At 41.3% G+C, this 16,701-nt stretch carries 19 protein-coding genes; 10 read left to right on the top strand and 9 right to left on the bottom strand.

What is annotated here, in order from left to right:
* Nucleotides 1–259: hypothetical protein (locus H6H03_RS37250; protein WP_390842920.1), on the top strand; the 259-nt coding region annotated here is incomplete at its 5' end.
* Nucleotides 260–404: 145 nt separating this feature from the next.
* Here the strand turns inward: H6H03_RS37250 and H6H03_RS37245 are convergent.
* The 4 genes from H6H03_RS37245 to H6H03_RS37230 all read right to left on the bottom strand — a co-directional run bounded on the left by H6H03_RS37245 (nucleotide 405) and on the right by H6H03_RS37230 (nucleotide 3,923).
* Nucleotides 405–911 (bottom strand): hypothetical protein, encoded by a 507-nt coding sequence (locus H6H03_RS37245; RefSeq protein WP_190960030.1) that lies wholly within the window; start codon nucleotides 909–911, stop codon nucleotides 405–407.
* A 10-nt stretch (nucleotides 912–921) separates the two neighbouring features.
* On the bottom strand, nucleotides 922–1,104 hold the full coding sequence (locus H6H03_RS37240) for a hypothetical protein (RefSeq protein ID WP_242058176.1): 183 nt from the start codon (nucleotides 1,102–1,104) through the stop codon (nucleotides 922–924).
* Nucleotides 1,094–1,348: a UPF0175 family protein gene (locus H6H03_RS37235; protein ID WP_190960029.1), complete on the bottom strand. Its 255-nt coding sequence runs from the start codon at nucleotides 1,346–1,348 to the stop codon at nucleotides 1,094–1,096. The genes H6H03_RS37240 and H6H03_RS37235 overlap by 11 nt, the downstream gene beginning before the upstream one ends.
* Before the next feature lie 184 nt (nucleotides 1,349–1,532).
* Nucleotides 1,533–3,923 carry a tetratricopeptide repeat protein gene (locus tag H6H03_RS37230; RefSeq protein ID WP_190960028.1) on the bottom strand — a complete coding sequence of 797 codons (2,391 nt, stop codon included), beginning with the start codon at nucleotides 3,921–3,923 and terminating at the stop codon, nucleotides 1,533–1,535.
* A 134-nt stretch (nucleotides 3,924–4,057) separates the two neighbouring features.
* Between H6H03_RS37230 and H6H03_RS37225 the strand changes: the two genes are divergently transcribed.
* From H6H03_RS37225 to H6H03_RS37215, 3 genes are all read left to right on the top strand, one after another.
* The gene (locus tag H6H03_RS37225; RefSeq protein WP_190960027.1) at nucleotides 4,058–4,306 is read left to right on the top strand and encodes a hypothetical protein; all 249 of its coding nucleotides are present in this window, start codon (nucleotides 4,058–4,060) and stop codon (nucleotides 4,304–4,306) included.
* A gap of 445 nt (nucleotides 4,307–4,751) precedes the next feature.
* Nucleotides 4,752–5,654 (top strand): helix-turn-helix domain-containing protein, encoded by a 903-nt coding sequence (locus tag H6H03_RS41915; protein ID WP_190960026.1) that lies wholly within the window; start codon nucleotides 4,752–4,754, stop codon nucleotides 5,652–5,654.
* 111 nt (nucleotides 5,655–5,765) lie between these two features.
* On the top strand, nucleotides 5,766–6,431 hold the full coding sequence (locus H6H03_RS37215) for an antibiotic biosynthesis monooxygenase (RefSeq protein ID WP_190960025.1): 666 nt from the start codon (nucleotides 5,766–5,768) through the stop codon (nucleotides 6,429–6,431).
* Nucleotides 6,432–6,620: 189 nt separating this feature from the next.
* On the opposite strand, the gene H6H03_RS37210 is transcribed toward H6H03_RS37215, so the two are convergent.
* The 4 genes from H6H03_RS37210 to nfi all read right to left on the bottom strand — a co-directional run bounded on the left by H6H03_RS37210 (nucleotide 6,621) and on the right by nfi (nucleotide 10,274).
* On the bottom strand, nucleotides 6,621–8,579 hold the full coding sequence (locus H6H03_RS37210; RefSeq protein WP_190960024.1) for an FHA domain-containing protein: 1,959 nt from the start codon (nucleotides 8,577–8,579) through the stop codon (nucleotides 6,621–6,623).
* A 197-nt stretch (nucleotides 8,580–8,776) separates the two neighbouring features.
* A complete protein-coding gene (locus tag H6H03_RS40925; RefSeq protein WP_242058175.1) occupies nucleotides 8,777–8,890 on the bottom strand; it encodes a DUF971 domain-containing protein in 114 nt (37 codons plus the stop codon).
* 31 nt (nucleotides 8,891–8,921) lie between these two features.
* Nucleotides 8,922–9,500, bottom strand: coding sequence for an FHA domain-containing protein (locus tag H6H03_RS37205; protein ID WP_190960023.1), 579 nt, complete (start codon nucleotides 9,498–9,500; stop codon nucleotides 8,922–8,924).
* Between the two features lie 108 nt (nucleotides 9,501–9,608).
* A complete protein-coding gene (gene nfi, locus H6H03_RS37200) occupies nucleotides 9,609–10,274 on the bottom strand; it encodes a deoxyribonuclease V (protein WP_190960022.1) in 666 nt (221 codons plus the stop codon).
* Nucleotides 10,275–10,462: 188 nt separating this feature from the next.
* On the opposite strand from nfi, the gene H6H03_RS37195 reads away from it, so the two are divergent.
* The 5 genes from H6H03_RS37195 to H6H03_RS37175 all read left to right on the top strand — a co-directional run bounded on the left by H6H03_RS37195 (nucleotide 10,463) and on the right by H6H03_RS37175 (nucleotide 14,205).
* On the top strand, nucleotides 10,463–10,975 hold the full coding sequence (locus H6H03_RS37195) for a hypothetical protein (protein ID WP_190960021.1): 513 nt from the start codon (nucleotides 10,463–10,465) through the stop codon (nucleotides 10,973–10,975).
* Nucleotides 10,976–11,154: 179 nt separating this feature from the next.
* On the top strand, nucleotides 11,155–12,309 hold the full coding sequence (locus tag H6H03_RS37190) for a hypothetical protein (protein WP_190960020.1): 1,155 nt from the start codon (nucleotides 11,155–11,157) through the stop codon (nucleotides 12,307–12,309).
* 193 nt (nucleotides 12,310–12,502) lie between these two features.
* Nucleotides 12,503–12,736 carry a hypothetical protein gene (locus H6H03_RS37185; RefSeq protein WP_190960019.1) on the top strand — a complete coding sequence of 78 codons (234 nt, stop codon included), beginning with the start codon at nucleotides 12,503–12,505 and terminating at the stop codon, nucleotides 12,734–12,736.
* The gene (locus H6H03_RS37180) at nucleotides 12,724–13,170 is read left to right on the top strand and encodes a type II toxin-antitoxin system VapC family toxin (protein ID WP_190960018.1); all 447 of its coding nucleotides are present in this window, start codon (nucleotides 12,724–12,726) and stop codon (nucleotides 13,168–13,170) included. The genes H6H03_RS37185 and H6H03_RS37180 overlap by 13 nt, the downstream gene beginning before the upstream one ends.
* Before the next feature lie 42 nt (nucleotides 13,171–13,212).
* Nucleotides 13,213–14,205, top strand: a complete 993-nt coding sequence (locus H6H03_RS37175; protein ID WP_190960017.1) for an aldo/keto reductase — start codon at nucleotides 13,213–13,215, stop codon at nucleotides 14,203–14,205.
* 15 nt (nucleotides 14,206–14,220) lie between these two features.
* On the opposite strand, the gene sbcD is transcribed toward H6H03_RS37175, so the two are convergent.
* The gene (sbcD, locus tag H6H03_RS37170; RefSeq protein WP_190960016.1) at nucleotides 14,221–15,474 is read right to left on the bottom strand and encodes an exonuclease subunit SbcD; all 1,254 of its coding nucleotides are present in this window, start codon (nucleotides 15,472–15,474) and stop codon (nucleotides 14,221–14,223) included.
* A 253-nt stretch (nucleotides 15,475–15,727) separates the two neighbouring features.
* Between sbcD and H6H03_RS37165 the strand changes: the two genes are divergently transcribed.
* Nucleotides 15,728–16,633, top strand: a complete 906-nt coding sequence (locus H6H03_RS37165; protein ID WP_190960015.1) for a DUF4011 domain-containing protein — start codon at nucleotides 15,728–15,730, stop codon at nucleotides 16,631–16,633.
* The last annotated feature ends 68 nt before the right edge of the window (nucleotides 16,634–16,701 follow it).

The raw sequence follows: 16,701 nt of genomic DNA, 5'->3' as shown, positions 1-16,701 counted from the left end.
GCCTCAGAAGGTCAACGTCGAGCCTCAGAAGGTCAACGTCGAGCCTCAGAAGGTCAACGTCGAGCCTCAGAAGGTCAACGTCGAGCCTCAGAAGGTCAACGTCGAGCTTCAGAAGGTCAACGTTGAGCTTCAGAAGGTCAACGTTGAGCCTCAGAAGGTCAACGTCGAGCTTCAGAAGGTCAACGTTGAGCCTCAGAAGGTCAACGTCGAGCTTCAGAAGGTCAACGTCGAGCTTCAGAAGGTCAACGTTGGCATTTAGAACTTAAAACGCCTGAGCTGTCTATAAAAGTTCTGTTAAAGATTGACTCTCGATTTTTAAAAAGCGGTTTAACGGCAAAACGCAGCGGTGGCAAATAACCTCGGCAACCCACCAGGGGCTTTCGTCCTTCCGCTGCCGTAAAGTGTTAGCCTACCCGCCGCAAAAACTTGCCAACCCATTCGCTCGCTGCTGTCGGTGCTAATCGCTGCAACTCGGCGCTAAATCGCTTGTAGAAGGCTTCGTATTCACTGATAAACTCCCGATAGCTAAACCCTACTTTCTGCCAATCGTCATCCCCTTCGCCATCCGATATCGCGGAATCTATGATGGATAAATACATCATCTCGCCCTCTCGCTCAAAGAGAAATGCCGGCTGCCCTTGCTCCCCTTCGTCGAAACAGTAGCGGGCTTGAGCGCTACCTTTGAACTCATGGCGGATTCTTTCGAGTTCCCCAATCCACTGAGAGAAGCACACGTCATTGGCTCCCCAATAACCCATATATGGTACGAAACGATTACCAATATTAATCAATAAAGCGCCATGAATGTGGCTGGAGGCATCTAATTCCGCCAAGGGCAAGCGGGTTTTATTACCAACTTTGATGACAGCCAGATCCTCGAAAGTAATTTTGATAATGGAATTTTGTTGCATAAGCTTCAGGTCATGGTGTGATTTTGGGAGAAAGGGGGCGATCGCTATTCGCCTGCTTGTTGTTTGAGCCTTCTTCAAAAACACCTGATGGAACTAAAATCTCTGTTAATAATTGTGGAATTAATTTTGCTTGTTGACTTTTCAATAGAACAATCAAAGGTGAAGAGTTAATAATTACACAATTAATCGACATTAGCCAGTTCCTCGGCTAACTCTTGGGCAGTATATTGCATAAAATCTACTTGGTAGCGTGATAAAGCATTAATAAATTCAGCACGAGTTAGCCCAGCTATTTCTGCCGCTTTGGCTTGTGATATTTCTCCTAATTCATACCATTTAACTGCTGCTGCAATTCGCATTTCTTGAATAAATTCTTCAGGATTTTTCCGAAGTGCTGAAAATACTGTTTCTGGTAATTGGATTGGTACTGTTCGCATAAATTTATTCTTATAAGTTCATATTTGGTGTTTGGAACTTGAAATAAGTAAGCGATCGCTCCTTTATATCTAAAGTAAAGTGAAAAATAGAGAGATAGCTATTTTAATTTATAGGCGATCGCTTTTAAACTACAACTGTTGTGTGGCATCAATTTGGTGTGGTTTTAGAGAAAGGGGGCGATCGCTAACGATATGGTTTTCTTAAAAATCTTGCATAATTTCCCCTAACCCCAATTGTATTAGGATGACCTATACCTAAAGTCTGCTCACAAATTGCCAAAGCTTGCTGATACATGGCTTCAGCTTTGTCATAGCGTCCTGTAGAACTGTAGAGTACTGCGAGATTGTTCAGGATAGCCGCGACATCGGGATGATTGTCTCCTACAAAGCGTTTTTTCAGTTCTAAAGCTTGCTGATACAGGGGTTCAGCTTCGTTGTAGCGTTTTGTGGAACTGTAGAGTTCTGCGAGATTGTTCAAGCTAGTGGCGACATCGGGATGGTTGTCTCCTAGTAAGCGTTTTTTCAGTTCTAAAGCCTGCTGATACATGGGTTCGGCTTCGCCGTAGCGTTCTGTAGATTTGTAGAGTCCTGCAATATTGTCCAGGCTATTAGCGACAAGCAGATGGTTGTCTCCTAGTAAGCTTTTATACAGTTCCAAAGCTTGTTGATACAGGGGTTCAGCTTGGTTGTAGCGTCCTGTAGACTCGTAGAGTAATGCGAGATTGTTTAGGCTAGTAGCGACATCGGGATGGTTGTCTCCCAGTAAGCGTTTGTAAAGTTCCAAAGCTTGCTGATACAAGGCTTCAGCTTCGCTGTAACGTCCTGTAGATTCGTAGAGTAATGCGAGATTGTTCAGGCTAGTGGCGACATTGGGATGGTCGTCTCCCAGTAAGCGTTTAGTCAGTTCTAAAGCTTGCTGATACAGGGGTTCAGCTTCGTCGTAGCGTCCTGTATAACGGTAGAGTTCTGCGAGATTGTTCAGGCTAGCGGCGACATAAAGATGTTCTAAACCAAAAGCATTTTCAGCTATATCTTTACATAGTTTGTACCAAGGTTCTGCTTGTTGATAAAGTCCTTGACCGTAATAAAACCAGCCTAAACCTCTGAAAAGCCCAACTAAATCCTCGTCGCTTAGATATTGGGATAAGTGAGTTCCAACTTCTCCAAGATGGGGGATAAAGGGAGTAAAGTTTAAAATATCTTCACGGTTAAGCTGTGGAGGAATATCCTTTGCTACCTCTAGCATCAGCGCTGCAAAGATTGTTTTTAGCTTATCTGCATTACTTGACTCATCCAACTTCATTTGGAAAAATTTCCGAATCAGTGGATGTAGACGATAAATTCCTTTACTTTGCCATTGTATTAAATGCAGTTTCCGCAACTTAGCTATAGCTTTCTCCCAAAGTTCTTGTTCATCGTCATCTTGTATCCACTCAACAGAAAAACGAATATCAGCCAAGGCATACAAACTCAGCCAACAGCCTAAGCCTTGTGCTTTCTCATCCAATTGTTCCCAACTCAACGCAATAGCTTCAGCAACGCCGTATTCATAACGCATTAATGGGTTCGCCTTGGCTATTGCTTCGTGTTCCAGTCGCTTTTTCTCTAGCCGCTTCAGCAGTTTTTCTAAAGACAAATCTGGCATTGTATCTAGATATCGCCCCACTAACTCTAACGCCAAAGGCAAATATCCCAAGTCTCTACAAATTTTTCTCGCAACCCAAGGTTCGCTTTTCAGCCGTTCTCTGTCAACCAACGATTTTAATAATTTCATTGCCGCCAATGGCTTGAGAACACCCAAGCATAATTGCGACAAAGTTCTATCAAATTTCTCGCGCGTTGTCAGCAGTGCTTTAAACCGGGGTGATTCTGGGGGTAAGTTATGCTGAACCTGTTTTTTGTAGTCGGTGACATTATCAAACACCAGAAGTACTTCACCTTTTTGCCAATTCTGCCAGCAGTATGTCAGCCTATCTGCTAATTCCCTATCGTCAGGTACAATTGTGTTAAATTTTAATTCAAAAAATCTAAGAATCTGAATTCTGATGTCTATTCCCTGTGCAGATAACCAGCAAACTCCACCTTGATAATTCTGCAAATGCTGTTTGGCATATTGGATAGCAAGTTCAGTTTTGCCTACTCCACCCATACCCGTCACAGCGACAATAGCAACTTGCCGAGATGTTTGTAATTGCTGGTGCAGTTCTTCTAGTTCCGTCTCACGTCCCACAAATTTTTCAAATGGAACAGCAGGGGGAATATTGTGATGAATCTCCTTAATTGTTAGTTGGGCATCTTGCCCGCCATGATATTTGCTTGTCAGGCAAGCCCGTAACTCTTCCAGCTGACCCCTGCCTTTAATCCTGTCTAACTCAGGATAACTCATGGCAAACTTTTTATAAACTGCATTCATCCGCTTTGTGAAAGCATCTTCTGAAATGCCTATTTTAGTGGCAAGATTTAATTCACTCTTCTCTAAGTTTTCAACCTTCAAACGCTCTACAAAAGCTTCCCTTTGCGCCGAGGATAATTTATGAGTAGTAGCTTCATTGGCTAAAAAATCAGCCCATTCCATAGACAGCTTGTAAGATTTATTCTCGATTCTACTTAATTTCTACTTTCTTTCCACTTTGTCTCCATTTCTAGGGAATTTCCTCTTGTTCTGGCAGAAATACGATTTGCATAGAAACATTTAGAAGAGGTTTAGCCATGAAAAGTGCTTTAACAAATTCAGTCAACGCTAATCAAACTACCCAAACTTCGCAATTAATCTCCGGATCGCCAACATTAGTAGAAAATCCATCTACCTGGATGCGAAACGGAGACAGTCCTGGTGAAATCATCCTTGCAGTGGCAATTTTGACTTCAGTGTCCATCGCCGGAATTGCATCTGTGATAGTCGCAATTACTGGTTTAGTTAAAACTTTAGTACGCCCGACAAGGGAAAAAAACAAGTAATAGCATTGCTAAAGGCAAATTTTTTGCTTCGTTGCTATCCCGCCTTGGAATCAATTCCAAGGCTAATAGCCTAAGTCCGTTCAAACGGACTAAACTTTAGTTAATTTGAGTCAGTTTTAACTGACTTTTGCTCTTAGGCTGCGATTTAAATCAGAGGCGGGCTGAAGGGATCGCCTCTAAATTGAGCTTTTGAGCCTCAGAAGGTCAAAGTTGGCATTTGGAACTTAAAACGCCTGAGATCTCTACGACCGACTACACTTACGCTGTATTTTTCATTTTAATTTAGATATCAAGGGGTATAAGAATCGAACCGCCTTCGCGTAGCGTCTCGTTCGGTCTTAGCGTCTCGTAGAAAAGATTATATTTTGCGTAAGTCCTATATCCAAGAAATACTGGGTAATTGTGTTGAGTTAAACTGCAAGGTGTAGCTATCGGTTCAGTTGCTGTGATATCTCATAAAAATAATCTAATTGCAGATTTAACTCAGCAAGAAAGCTCTCGCCAAGTCATCCCCGGTGTGCCTTTATTGTCAAGTGAGTATGCTCAATGGAGCAGTATCTTTTTCACTCACTATCATCATTTCACCCATGAATCTCCACACCATCAATGGGCACAACATTTGATTGGAATTACTGGCTCTGGAAGTTTAATTAAAGCAGAACATCGATTAGAGGGCCAGTTCAGTAAACACTGCTATGGCAATGGTGAAATTCTCATTATTCCAGCAGGCGCAAGTTTCTGGTCTTTTTGGCAGCAGCAGGCTGAATTTTTCCTGCTTGGTATTTCTCCACAGTTTCTCAAGCAGATAGGTCAGGAATTTGTCAAAAGTGATTGCTTAGAATTGTTACCTAAAGTAGCTCTTATCGATCCACTTATCCATCAAATCGCCCTGGCGCTTAAGTCTGATATTACAGCAGGACATCCAATTGGGTATTTATTTGGTGAGTCCCTGGCTACTACTTTAGCAGCTCGGTTACTTCAACATCATACGGCAGGAAAATTCCAGTTTCACTTTGATGTCAAAGGTTTACCGAAATATCGACTAAAACAAGCACTGGATTACATTGAGTCGCATTTAGATCAATCCTTTACGTTAGCGCAGCTTGCAGATTTGCTGGATATGAGCCAGTATCACTTCTGTCGTCAGTTCAAGCAATCAATGGGTATCGCTCCTCATCAGTACCTGACGCAACGCAGAATCGAGCAAGCAAAGCAATTGCTGTGGGAAAGTCAGTTATCAATCACTGAAATTGCTCTGCAAATAGGCTTTGCAACGCCTAGTGCTTTTACACGCCTGTTTCGTCAGTTGACTGGTGTGACACCAAGAGCATATCGCAATCAGCGATAAAGTCACCGCAAAATTAGCATAGTTTCAGCAAAAGCGGGAAAGTTTTTATTTCAAGACAATCGCTACACTCAGGGCAATCTGTTTTGAAGTTTTAAACTCAAGGATTGTCTTATGGCTAAGGTTTACTATCCAGCAACAATTGAAGTCAATCATGGAATTGCAACTTTTATCAACGTTTTTACAGTCGAACCTGCAAACCAACAGGTGCTACTCGATCTTCTGAGGTCACAAACTGATTCTTTGATGCGAAAGCAACCCGGTTTTCTGAATGCAAACTTTCATCGCAGTTTTGATGGGATCAAGGTCGTGAATTATGTGCAGTGGAAAGACCAGCAATCAAGCGAAGTAATTCATGAAAACTCGGATATCATGACAGCATTTTCTCAATATCAAGCATTGAACGTGAAGATGGATTTACGGTATTACGAAGTTGTTTCTAGTTTTGGACAGCCAACTGTTATTAAACCTCAAAATGGATTAAAGACGTTAATTAGTCTAGTTCATGTTCAGCCAAATCAACAGCAACAAGTATTAGAGAGTTTAGAAACAAAAGTATATCCAATGCTAACTGAGCAAATTGGTTTTATTTCAATGAATCTTCATCGAAGTCTTGACGGCAATCGAATTTTGAATTATTCACAGTGGAACTCTCAACCACCACATGAAATTCTTGAACTGTTGCAGCAGCGTGAAACATTAATGAATATACCTGGTACTACAGAAACTCATCTCTACGAAGTTGCTTTCACAGCAGATGCTCACGGTTTATCTACCTGATACCATTTCACTTTACAGTTGATACAAATACCTTGGTAGGGGCGCACAGCCCCTACGGTAAATCTATATGTATCAGATTTTTCGTTGTAAAGACGTTGCATTGCAACGTCTCTACAGGACGGATAATTATTGATATTTCGTTGATTTGGATAATTCACATCAGACGTAAATCTAAAATCCAAAATCTTATCAGGGTGACTGATTTAACGCCCACTTCAACCACTGGCCAAAGGAACTTACAGCATTCAACCTATGAACTCCAGGCGCACGGGCGGCGGCGAGTCCATCAACGGCGACTAATGCGGCGTATTGCAAGCCCAAGAAACTATCAACTGCGGCATAAGGGCCACCAAGGGTAATTGCCCCTGCTGCATACATCTGTCCTTTGTCATTTCGCATTTCTACTAGTTCAAAATTGTTGGCTACAGCCAATCGCCCCAGGTGATTCAGTGGCAAGTTGTAATGTTTGACAAAATCTTCTAGTAAAGGACTAGCATTTACCTTGGCATCCAGCCCAGTAGCATCAACAATAAAGTCAGCTATCAATTTCATTTCGCCAAAGCTTTTTTCTCGGATGTGGGTAATAGTCCGGTTTTGGGGATCTCGTTCCACATCCAGCACTTCGCCGAAGGTAATTTGATACCAGCCTTCGCTGATTCCTTGGGCAGTAATTCGCTGCCAGTCGTGCCGGTCGGCGGTGGTGGTACCACCCCAGTCTGCGAGTAAGCTTTTGCGTTCGTCGGGGGTGGCTTTTTCTAACATTGCCCGGAGTTCGCCGCCCCAACAAGCTTTTGGCCAGTTAAAGGGTTGAAATTCGTAATGATTTTTGACTACCCGCTGGGCATTTTGAAATTTGTTGCCTTGGGGTTTAGGCGATCGCATTAAATGTAAAACTGAAATATTCCGATTTCGTTTTCTGGCTTCATAAATCCGCTGCACAATCCGCGAAGCCACAATTCCTCTTCCCCGAATCAATACTGTACCACCGTGTTGCTCTAGTTGCTGATAAACATGATCGTGTGCTTCATAAGCATTCACAACAGTTTTAAAGTCTTGATATTTTTCTCTATAAGCTTGCAAATCTGGAAGAAACTGAATTGCTGGATATCCAGTAGCTAAATGTAAATAACGACTAACTAAAAAAGCATAATTTCCTGGGGCGCGAGAATAGGCGATGCAATACCTACCGTCATCGGTTTTACGAATTGCCCGGACTCGCCCATAACGATATATTTGGTTCCAGGCAATGCGCTTGGCTTCCCTATCTATGGAATTAAAAACGTTACCGGAACGGGGTGTATAAGTTTCAGCAAATGTTGGTTCAGCAAACACCTGCCACAAATTTTTAAATGCTGATTTCATGTGTCCTTTACCAAAGTCAGCCCAAGCTTCGCGCAAGGCATAACTAGGCCAGCCCCAAATATTATCAGGACAAGAATCAGAATTAGACCGCAGTCTTTCATGTAGAGGAATTTGGGAATTCATACACAGGCGCTTATAACGGGCATAAGGTTCTGCTTCTAACCCCACAGCTACAATCTTGTCAGCACGCACACCACTAATTCGCAGCAAATCAGCCCAAACAAAGCTACCCAGCCCCGCCCCGATCGCTAGATAATCAGTTTCATCCACTGGTAGCCCAGTAGCATAAAGTCCTAACACGGGGACTTTTTGTGCTTGAAATACTGGCGGCGGAAAATTAGTGCCTGCGCTGATTCCAGGCTGGGGTACAGGCAAACTGGGGTCTGGAATATTGGTATTTGGGTTAAACCGAATCGTTGAAGGAGGGGTGGTATCTGGTTCAGTGCCACTAGCAGCAAACTTGATTGTGATGACATAGGGGCCAATTTGCAATGTATCGCCATTAGCCAGAACACTGCGCTTTTGTTGTTTACCGTTGACAAAGATACCGTTAACGCTGCCTTGGTCGATGGCTACGAGATTATTTTGTTCCCAGTCAATTAGGGCATGATAGCGAGAAACTTCATTGCTATTGAGCAACATCCTCGAAACCCGCTGTCCTCCAAGTTCAGCAGGTAACCGAGCGAATTCCCGACCAAAGGCGATCGGTATATTCAACATTGGTTCTCGCCGTTCTCCCGTCGCCGGTTCTTCCCAACTTAATTGGATTTGTAAATGATTAGTCATTGGTCATTAGTCATTGGTCATTAGTCATTGGTCATTAGTCATTGGTCATTAGTCATTGGTCATTAGTCATTGGTCATTAGTCATTGGTCATTAGTCATTAGTCATTAGTCATTGGCCATTGGGAAAACAGGAGGCAGGAGGCAGCACTTCGACTACGCTCAGTGACCAGGCAGAAGTTCTTTAATGCAAGAATTTTGTTAGAGCAGCGATTCGCCGTGTCCGCGTACTCCTGCACAGAAGCAAGCTACGCGTAGCGTCTCGTAGAGAGCGTCATTTTGAATTGATTTGTCTCCCCATGCCCCATGCCCCATGCCCTATGCCCCATGCCCTATGCCCCACTCCCTAACTCCCAGGCGCTACTAACACACTCACTGCGGCAGCCAAAGATGTTCCACACCAAGGACAGCCAATTTGTAGATTCTCTGGTGGGGAAACTTTGTGACATTTGGGACATTTTAAGCCATAAGCTCCTAGCGGTGGTGTGGGGGGTGTGGGTGAATGGTGGTGATGGTGATGTCCGATATTGGCTGGTGAATGGGGGTTTGCCGCTGGCGGTTGCGGTGGCATCAAAATTGTTGCGGGAATGTTATCTGTGGAAATACTAGTAACTTTGAGTTGTATTTGTCCCAAAGAGATATTAGTACCCTCAGCCAAAGGCATTTCTCCTTGGACTAGTTGGCGTCCATCAACCAGTGGGGGATTTTGCGATCGCAAGTTCCTCAGATAAAAGCGCTGTTGCTGGGGATGAAAAAATATTTCAATATGCAAACCAGATACAGTGGGATTACTCAGAACAATATCGCACCGCAGGGGATCGCGACCGATGCGGACGGTGCCAGGATTTTTACTTGGCTGTTGTTCGTAAATGTTCTGAGTTTGATCTCTACCTGCATCGTGCCACTGTAAAGTTAGTGCGTTCATTGTTCTAACTTTTTAACTCGTATTTTAGCTACTTCAACTTCTTTCTGTGCGATTCCTAACACGATAGAGTACGCGTAAGCAAGTATTTAGAAAAAACTTCAATAACCTTTATCTTGCCGACGCTAATTTATCAGCAATGCGTGTAGTTTCTGGGAGACGATATTTCGGCGTGCAGCGTAATACATAGTCAATTGCTGTTGCTAAACTGATTCGATGACCGCTGGAGACGTACAGGGGTTTTACTCCTGTGCGCGATCGCAAAACTGCTCCAATTATTTCACCTTTATGTATGAGCGATCGCCAGTTACCCCTAGTTTCTGGCAATTCTTCATACTTACCTATCAACAATGATTTAGCTACACCAATTGTCGGCATATCCAGTAATACACCCAAATGGCTAGCTATACCGAATCTGCGGGGATGGGCAATTCCTTGACCGTCACACAAAATCAGATCTGGTGTTGTTTTAATTTTCTCCAAAGCATCCAAGACAGCGGGGATTTCCCGGAATGAAAGGAAACCAGGAATATAAGGAAAAGAAGTAGGACGGTGTGCTAAGCTCGTCTCAATCACTTGCAAATCAGGAAAACTCAGTACTGCCACAGCTGCACGGCTAATGGTGCCATCGGCTTCAAAACCCATATCGACTCCGGCGACGTACTGCACAGGTTCTTGGAGTTTATCCGATGTAATTACCTGATTTCGCAACTGTTCTTGAATAACTATGGCTTCCTCCACAGTTGAAGGCCAAGCATGATGTTGATAAATCTTCATATTTTAAATTGGAATTTATTCTGAATTCTGAATTCTGAATTGTGAATTCTGAATTCTGACTCCTTTTTTATATTAGACATTAAAGCTTTGGCTCGTTGATACGTTGCATCATAATGTTACTTAAGTCTCTCAAGGGGGAATCATAAGAATATGAGGTTATTTTCTTTTGATTTTCTCTTTTACTGGTTATGACGCTGCTAAATATTCTGGAACTTGCAAAACAGGGAGATGTAGAGGCGATCGCATCTTTAATGAACCGCCATCTCTTACCAAAAGGGATCGCTGCAAAAGTAGCCTTCAAGGATGCTTACTTAGAGGTAACACTAGAATCTGCCCAAGTACCAGATCGGGAAACATGGGTTGCATTTATCCGTAGAGGATTAACTAATTTAGCGGCTGCATCTGTTCAAAAAGTCAAGATTTACGGACAGCACGTAGATCAAGAGTTTCCAGCTTGGACTCAAGAATTTGATTTAGATTTCCCAGAACCTGAAGAAAACGATCTAGAGTCTTATAATAATTCTCAGATGCTAACTGTTTCTATTAATTTAAACGGTGATAGTGTCCGCGAATTAAAAAGCCAAGATTTTGAAAATATTGCAAATAAAATTATCAATGATATTTTGTCAAATTGTAACTACTTTTTAGTTAACAAAGTAATTATTAGTAATAACAACTGTGTCATTACTAAAGAACGTTAGTGTTGATTTTTTTCATGTTCTAAAGGCTATGGTTATCAAGAAACAATAGAATCGAATTAAATATAATAAATTTAATAAAAATTAAATATAATATTTGGAAAATTTCTATGTTATTTTTGCTTCTAAATGGGGAATCTTAAGATAGACGATTTTTTATCAGGGTTTCGCATTTATTAGTTATGACACAGCCTAATATTTTAGAATCTACAAGGCAAAAACTAAAAAAATTTCACTGGCCTTTATGGTTTCCTTATCCTAGTTCTTGGCTAAAAGCATTAATTTTAGCTTTATTTTTAAGAGTTATTATATTTGTAATTGATAGTACCTCAAAGGTAGGCTACCGTATCGCATATTTTGTAAACAGCTTAGAATTATTTGTAATGTTTACAATACTACTGATCCTTTCTCCAATTATAATAATTTCTTTTACTCATCACTGCTTACATTTGCTGCTTAGTCGGTTTATCTCAGAAATTCAAGCACCAGAAATAGGTAAAACCCAAGGATTTTTCCCAGGAATTATGAGTTGGTGGGAAGGATTATATGCTTGGCTTGTGATTGTTATTTCTACATTAATAGCAATTTTTTTCTGTACAATATTTCTGCCATCTTCTAATATTACTTATAGCCAATCACTTGAATATTACGGAAATTTTCACAATAAAATAATAGGAATATTTGGATTTTTTTATATTTTTGCTGCCGCGCTAGTTTATCAAATTGAATATTTGGTAAGACAGCGCATAATATTTGCATATTCTAGTAATAAAAAAACTGATACAAATAAATATAATACAGAGTTAAAGATAGACGAAAAAATCAATCAATCGCCCGTAGAAATGGATGTAAACAAAATAAAAAAATATATTTTATCAAATCATAAAGAAACTAAAAATAATAATAATAGAAGCAGTTTGCGTAATTTTAACAAACACTTGATACTGGTTGTTTTGATATGTTTAGTTCCTGTCCTAATATATATATCCTCAGAAGTACTAGAAATATTTCCTCTATCTTTTAAAAATCAACCAGAAACACCATCAAAAACCGTATTAGTTACGCCCTCACCATTAACTTCTGAACCACCAAATGTCTTACTTAAAACTGATACATTCCGAGAGGCAGTAAATAAAGCAATCAAGGCAGCTAACTTGACTCAATTAGCGAAATCTCCAGATGAATGGAAGACAGTTGTGAGTGAATGGGAAGAAGCGATCGCACTTATGAAAAATGTGCCATCTTCTAGCCCAAATTACACCATAGCACAGCAAAAAATTATAGAGTATCAAAAAAATCTCAACTACGCTCAGAAAAATACTGTTAGCAATAAGTAGATGATCGCCCTTCAAAGCTAAACCGATAGGATGTTTCAATTTCTTAAAATAATAGATGAGATTTATGTTTTTAGTATAGCGATCGCTCCTTAAAGCTAAACTAGAAAAAACAGTGCGTAGGCGTAGCCCGTCGTAGACATCGCAGTTATTTTTACTTATCCTGATATTCTGACACTAATGAGAATAAATTATCATGTTTAATGGAGTTAGACAAAAGACCATAGTCAAACCTGGCGGTGTAGTAGAAATCTGTTCTCCAGAACTTCCCGCAGGTGCAACTGTCGAAGTAATAGTATTTCTAGAGTCAGCTACAAAGCATTCTGAAAAGCCTCTAGCTAGTTTCATTGGATGTGCTAAGGGCAGTTTTGCGACGCCAGAAGATGTTGATAAGTTTATTCGTCAAGAACGCGATGCATGGGAATTCTAGATGCTATTCAAGGCACACGGGTCTATCTGGATACCAACATTTGGATTTATGCTTTAGAAGGATATCCAGCATTCGCCCAAGATTTAACTCAGTTATTCCAAAGTATCGATAGAGGTAACTTGAGTGTTGTAACCAGTGAACTATCACTTGCAGAAGTATTAATAAAACCTTTCCAAAATCAGGACTTAGCTCAACAGACAAGTTACAAACAACTGATTACAAATTCCCAGAATTTAACAGTGATTCCTGTCAGTCGCCAGGTCTTAATTGAAGCTGCTAAACTCCGTGCCAGTATCAATATCAAATTACCTGATGCTATCCACGCTGCTACAGCATTGTTGAGTCAATGCTCTACTTTTCTCACCAATGACGAACGCTTTCGGAGTCTCCCTAAACTATCAGTAGTTTTGCTCTCTGAAATAAATTCTCCCTAGCTAACATATTAGAAGAAAAGTACTTTTCCCCCAAAACCAATCATGACAGAAGGAAAGACGCGGCGTAATTTCCTAATCACTAGTGTTGCTGTTACCGGTGGTATTGTGACCACTAATGCCTTACAGCAAAATAGATCCAACACTGCCACACAACAAAATACTATCAACACCGCAACACTGCCTGCAACGATGCCAGAACGAGTGGTGGGACGCACGGAAGTAAGTCTCCCTATTTTCGGCTTGGGAGGAGCAGGACAAACGCCGTTATCCTGGGAAGGAAGAGAACGCGATGCTGCCGAAATTATTCAAAAAGCACTGGAACTTGGTATTCGCTACTTTGATACTGCTGCAAGTTACGGGCCGAGTGAAGATTATTTAGGCAAAGTGCTACCACCCTATCGTTCAAAACTGTTTCTAGCAACCAAGACCGATCAAAGAGATCGGGATGGTGCATGGCGAGAATTAGAGCGATCGCTTAAACGTCTCAATACAGATTACCTCGATTTGTGGCAGTTACATCACGTCTCTTTTGCTGAAGAACTCGACATCATCTTTAGTTCATCTGGTGCAATTCAAGCTTTAGAAGAAGCCATAGAACAAAAACTCGTCCGCTTCGCAGGTATTACCGGACATCACGATCCTCACGTGATTGCCGAAGGGTTGCGTCGCTATCCCTTCCACACTACACTCATTCCTGTAAATGCCGCTGACAAACACCACCCACGTCCTTTTATCCCGGTAGTTCTACCAGTTGCTCAAGAAAAAAATGTCGGTGTAATTGCCATGAAAGTCCCGGCTTATGGTCGGCTATTTAAATCAGGCGGGTTGACGGGTATGCAACAAGCTTTGGGATATACGATGTCTCAGCCTGGGGTGCATTGTTGTGTAATTGCGGCGGAGACGGTTGCACAACTAGAGGATAATGTCAACATAGCGCGTGCTTTTGTACCCCTTAAGGAGCAAGAATTGGCAGCGATCGCTCAGCAAACTGCTAGCATTTGGGAAGATAGTACATTTTTCCGTGCTTGGACGTAGATAACTACTATTACCTCATTCACTAGTTGTTGCTTCTAGCCAGACTTCCACATCATCTACTAGCAACTTTTGTGCAGCTTCTAGCATTGATGCTGCGATATCTTTGAGGTCTTCGCGATTATTCAAGTAAGTTTTCAAAGCTTCCATTGGATCGATGCTACTACTCGCAGTCAATTCCGGAATACGCGGTCGAGCCAATTGACTCACTAATTCTGCTTGGATGGTGTAGGTGTGAGCTGCACTTAAAGCAGTATGTAGAGAGGAACTTTCAATTAAATCCATCTGTTCGGAGCGGAGTTTGTAAATTAACCGCACTACAGCATCTTCAATATCATATTTGGCGATCGCTTTCATTAATACCGCTAGGGGATCGTCTGCTTTGGACACATCCACCTCAATTGTGCAAAAATCCCGAACTGGCAACGGACAAAATTCCCACTCAGCCTTACCCGGCTCCAGTTCGATCATTACATAGCCTTTGTCTTCTTTTTCTTCACTAAAATCTACCCGCTCAATACTCCCTGGATAAATCACCGGCGGGTTGTTAGATTTATTCAAATTTTGATGCCGATGCACATGCCCCAATGCTACATAATCAAAACAAGGTCGTGTCAACAAAGACAAAGGTAGAGTAAAGCCTTTACCCACTGCTAAGTAGCGTTCTGCACCTAAAGTTGCATTGTCAGCCATCAAGTGAGCCAAAAGCACAGTTGGCACATCGGGGTCAAGACGGCGAACTTCCCCTTCCAAAACAACTCGCAGGCGTTCCGTTAACAGTTCATTGACTTGCGCCAAAGACAAACCCTCAGTTTCTTGACGAGTCATCAGCGTGGAACGAGTCAGCCAAGGCAGGGTAATTACTTGTACTTTGCCATTGCGCGTTTCGATGTTATGAGTAGTCAATGTATCGCCAACAACAAAACCAGGTACTCCCAAGGTGCGGTAAATACATAAACTCGCGCCTCCTAGTCCTTGGGAATGTTGGTCGTGATTCCCCACTAGCAGCACTGTGGGAATATTCGCATCTACCAGACGGCGAAACTGGTTAGCAAAAGCTTGTTGTACGTATGGTGGTGGTGTCGCATCCGGAAAAGCATCGCCACCAAATATTACTAGATCTACGGTATCTGCGATCGCTCGGTCAATACATCGAGATAATGTATTGACAAAATCCTCCAATCGTGTATTTAAACCTGTTACCGGATTAATTCGTCCGTGGGAAAAGCCGCTTCCCATGTGAATGTCGGAAAGGTGGAGGATTTTAATCATACATTTATCTCAAGTATTAACTGGCTATTTGATGTTAAATTGCCCATGCCAATCATAATATCGCTTACGGCATTTTACGTTTCAATAATATGTAACGTCGTTACATTGAGATTTTTCTAAGGTGTAGTCCAAACAAATGACAACCCTTATATCAGCAAATTGTAACAAATAATAATATTTATCAGAAATATTACTTATAATAAAAGTATTAAAACAGAAGTTAATTGCTGTACAGCACTGTAATCAAAAGCGAATGAGTATTTCGGAATCTCAGAAAATCGAAGACAAAATCAATTATTGGAAGAAAAAACTGATTGGCGAATCCAACAAAAATCCGTTAGTTGATTTACGCCAAAATCAAAATAGATTAGTTCCTCTTTTAAGAGACTCTTCATTTTTATATGGTCATTTTACAGGAGATGAGCCTGAATCATTACCAATTAGTGAACTGGAACCTAAGCAGACTGATGAAGACCCGTTAAAGCTTCTAGATGAACTTCGTAAAGAGGCTAAATCAACCATTGAAGAGAAGGGTTTTAATAGTCTTTTTTTAGTCATTAATGCCTTAACATGGTTTAATCCCGAAAATACTCATGAAAAATATGTTTCTCCTATTCTGCTTATTCCAGTGAGATTAGAAAAAATAGGTAGAAAGTCATTAGAATTTACTCTTCACCCTATAGATGATGATATTGCTGTTAACTTTACTTTAGCCAACAGGTTACGGGATTATGGTATAACGTTGCCTGACAGTGATAGGGTTAAAGAATTGAGCTATGAAGATTTTTTCAATGAAGTTCGTAGTGCGATCGCTGCTAAACAACCCAACTGGGAAGTAAAAGAAACAGCACACATTACTTTGTTCCCGGATGCAAAAGCAGCAATGATTCAAGACCTGGAACAAAATCAGGAAAAGATAGCTAATCATCGCATACTGAAGGCTTTGGCTTCAAAAGAAACATCGAACAATATCAAGAGTACCACCATTTTTGAAGAGCCAGAACTTGATCAAATAGATCCTTCATTAATTTATCAGATACTTGATGCTGACTCCAGCCAGCAAGTAGTTATAGAAGCTGTCAAGGCAGGTTCTAATTGTGTTATACAGGGGCCTCCTGGTCAGGGCTATTTCATTCTAAATGTAGGCAGTATATGGTAAGATGCAGCGCAAATTCTATATTAATGCATCTGTCCCATGTCTCAAATCGCAATTATAGAAGCCTTCGC

The sequence above is a fragment of the Nostoc paludosum FACHB-159 genome (genome assembly GCF_014698835.1).
In the GTDB taxonomy this organism is placed as follows: domain Bacteria; phylum Cyanobacteriota; class Cyanobacteriia; order Cyanobacteriales; family Nostocaceae; genus Nostoc; species Nostoc paludosum.
The sequence above is the reverse complement of the archived record's forward strand: the minus strand, read 5'-3'. Positions and strand labels throughout refer to the sequence as shown.

What these genes read in the sequence shown, in the direction of transcription:
- H6H03_RS37245 (WP_190960030.1), bottom strand. Translation starts at nt 911, where the DNA reads ATGCAACAAAATTCCATTATCAAAATTACTTTCGAGGATCTGGCTGTC.
- H6H03_RS37240 (WP_242058176.1), bottom strand. Translation starts at nt 1,104, where the DNA reads ATGTCGATTAATTGTGTAATTATTAACTCTTCACCTTTGATTGTTCTA.
- H6H03_RS37235 (WP_190960029.1), bottom strand. Translation starts at nt 1,348, where the DNA reads ATGCGAACAGTACCAATCCAATTACCAGAAACAGTATTTTCAGCACTT.
- H6H03_RS37230 (WP_190960028.1), bottom strand. Translation starts at nt 3,923, where the DNA reads ATGGAATGGGCTGATTTTTTAGCCAATGAAGCTACTACTCATAAATTA.
- H6H03_RS37225 (WP_190960027.1), top strand. Translation starts at nt 4,058, where the DNA reads ATGAAAAGTGCTTTAACAAATTCAGTCAACGCTAATCAAACTACCCAA.
- H6H03_RS37215 (WP_190960025.1), top strand. Translation starts at nt 5,766, where the DNA reads ATGGCTAAGGTTTACTATCCAGCAACAATTGAAGTCAATCATGGAATT.
- H6H03_RS37210 (WP_190960024.1), bottom strand. Translation starts at nt 8,579, where the DNA reads ATGACTAATCATTTACAAATCCAATTAAGTTGGGAAGAACCGGCGACG.
- H6H03_RS40925 (WP_242058175.1), bottom strand. Translation starts at nt 8,890, where the DNA reads ATGGGGCATGGGGCATGGGGAGACAAATCAATTCAAAATGACGCTCTC.
- H6H03_RS37205 (WP_190960023.1), bottom strand. Translation starts at nt 9,500, where the DNA reads ATGAACGCACTAACTTTACAGTGGCACGATGCAGGTAGAGATCAAACT.
- nfi (WP_190960022.1), bottom strand. Translation starts at nt 10,274, where the DNA reads ATGAAGATTTATCAACATCATGCTTGGCCTTCAACTGTGGAGGAAGCC.
- H6H03_RS37195 (WP_190960021.1), top strand. Translation starts at nt 10,463, where the DNA reads ATGACGCTGCTAAATATTCTGGAACTTGCAAAACAGGGAGATGTAGAG.
- H6H03_RS37190 (WP_190960020.1), top strand. Translation starts at nt 11,155, where the DNA reads ATGACACAGCCTAATATTTTAGAATCTACAAGGCAAAAACTAAAAAAA.
- H6H03_RS37185 (WP_190960019.1), top strand. Translation starts at nt 12,503, where the DNA reads ATGTTTAATGGAGTTAGACAAAAGACCATAGTCAAACCTGGCGGTGTA.
- H6H03_RS37180 (WP_190960018.1), top strand. Translation starts at nt 12,724, where the DNA reads ATGGGAATTCTAGATGCTATTCAAGGCACACGGGTCTATCTGGATACC.
- H6H03_RS37175 (WP_190960017.1), top strand. Translation starts at nt 13,213, where the DNA reads ATGACAGAAGGAAAGACGCGGCGTAATTTCCTAATCACTAGTGTTGCT.
- sbcD (WP_190960016.1), bottom strand. Translation starts at nt 15,474, where the DNA reads ATGATTAAAATCCTCCACCTTTCCGACATTCACATGGGAAGCGGCTTT.
- H6H03_RS37165 (WP_190960015.1), top strand. Translation starts at nt 15,728, where the DNA reads ATGAGTATTTCGGAATCTCAGAAAATCGAAGACAAAATCAATTATTGG.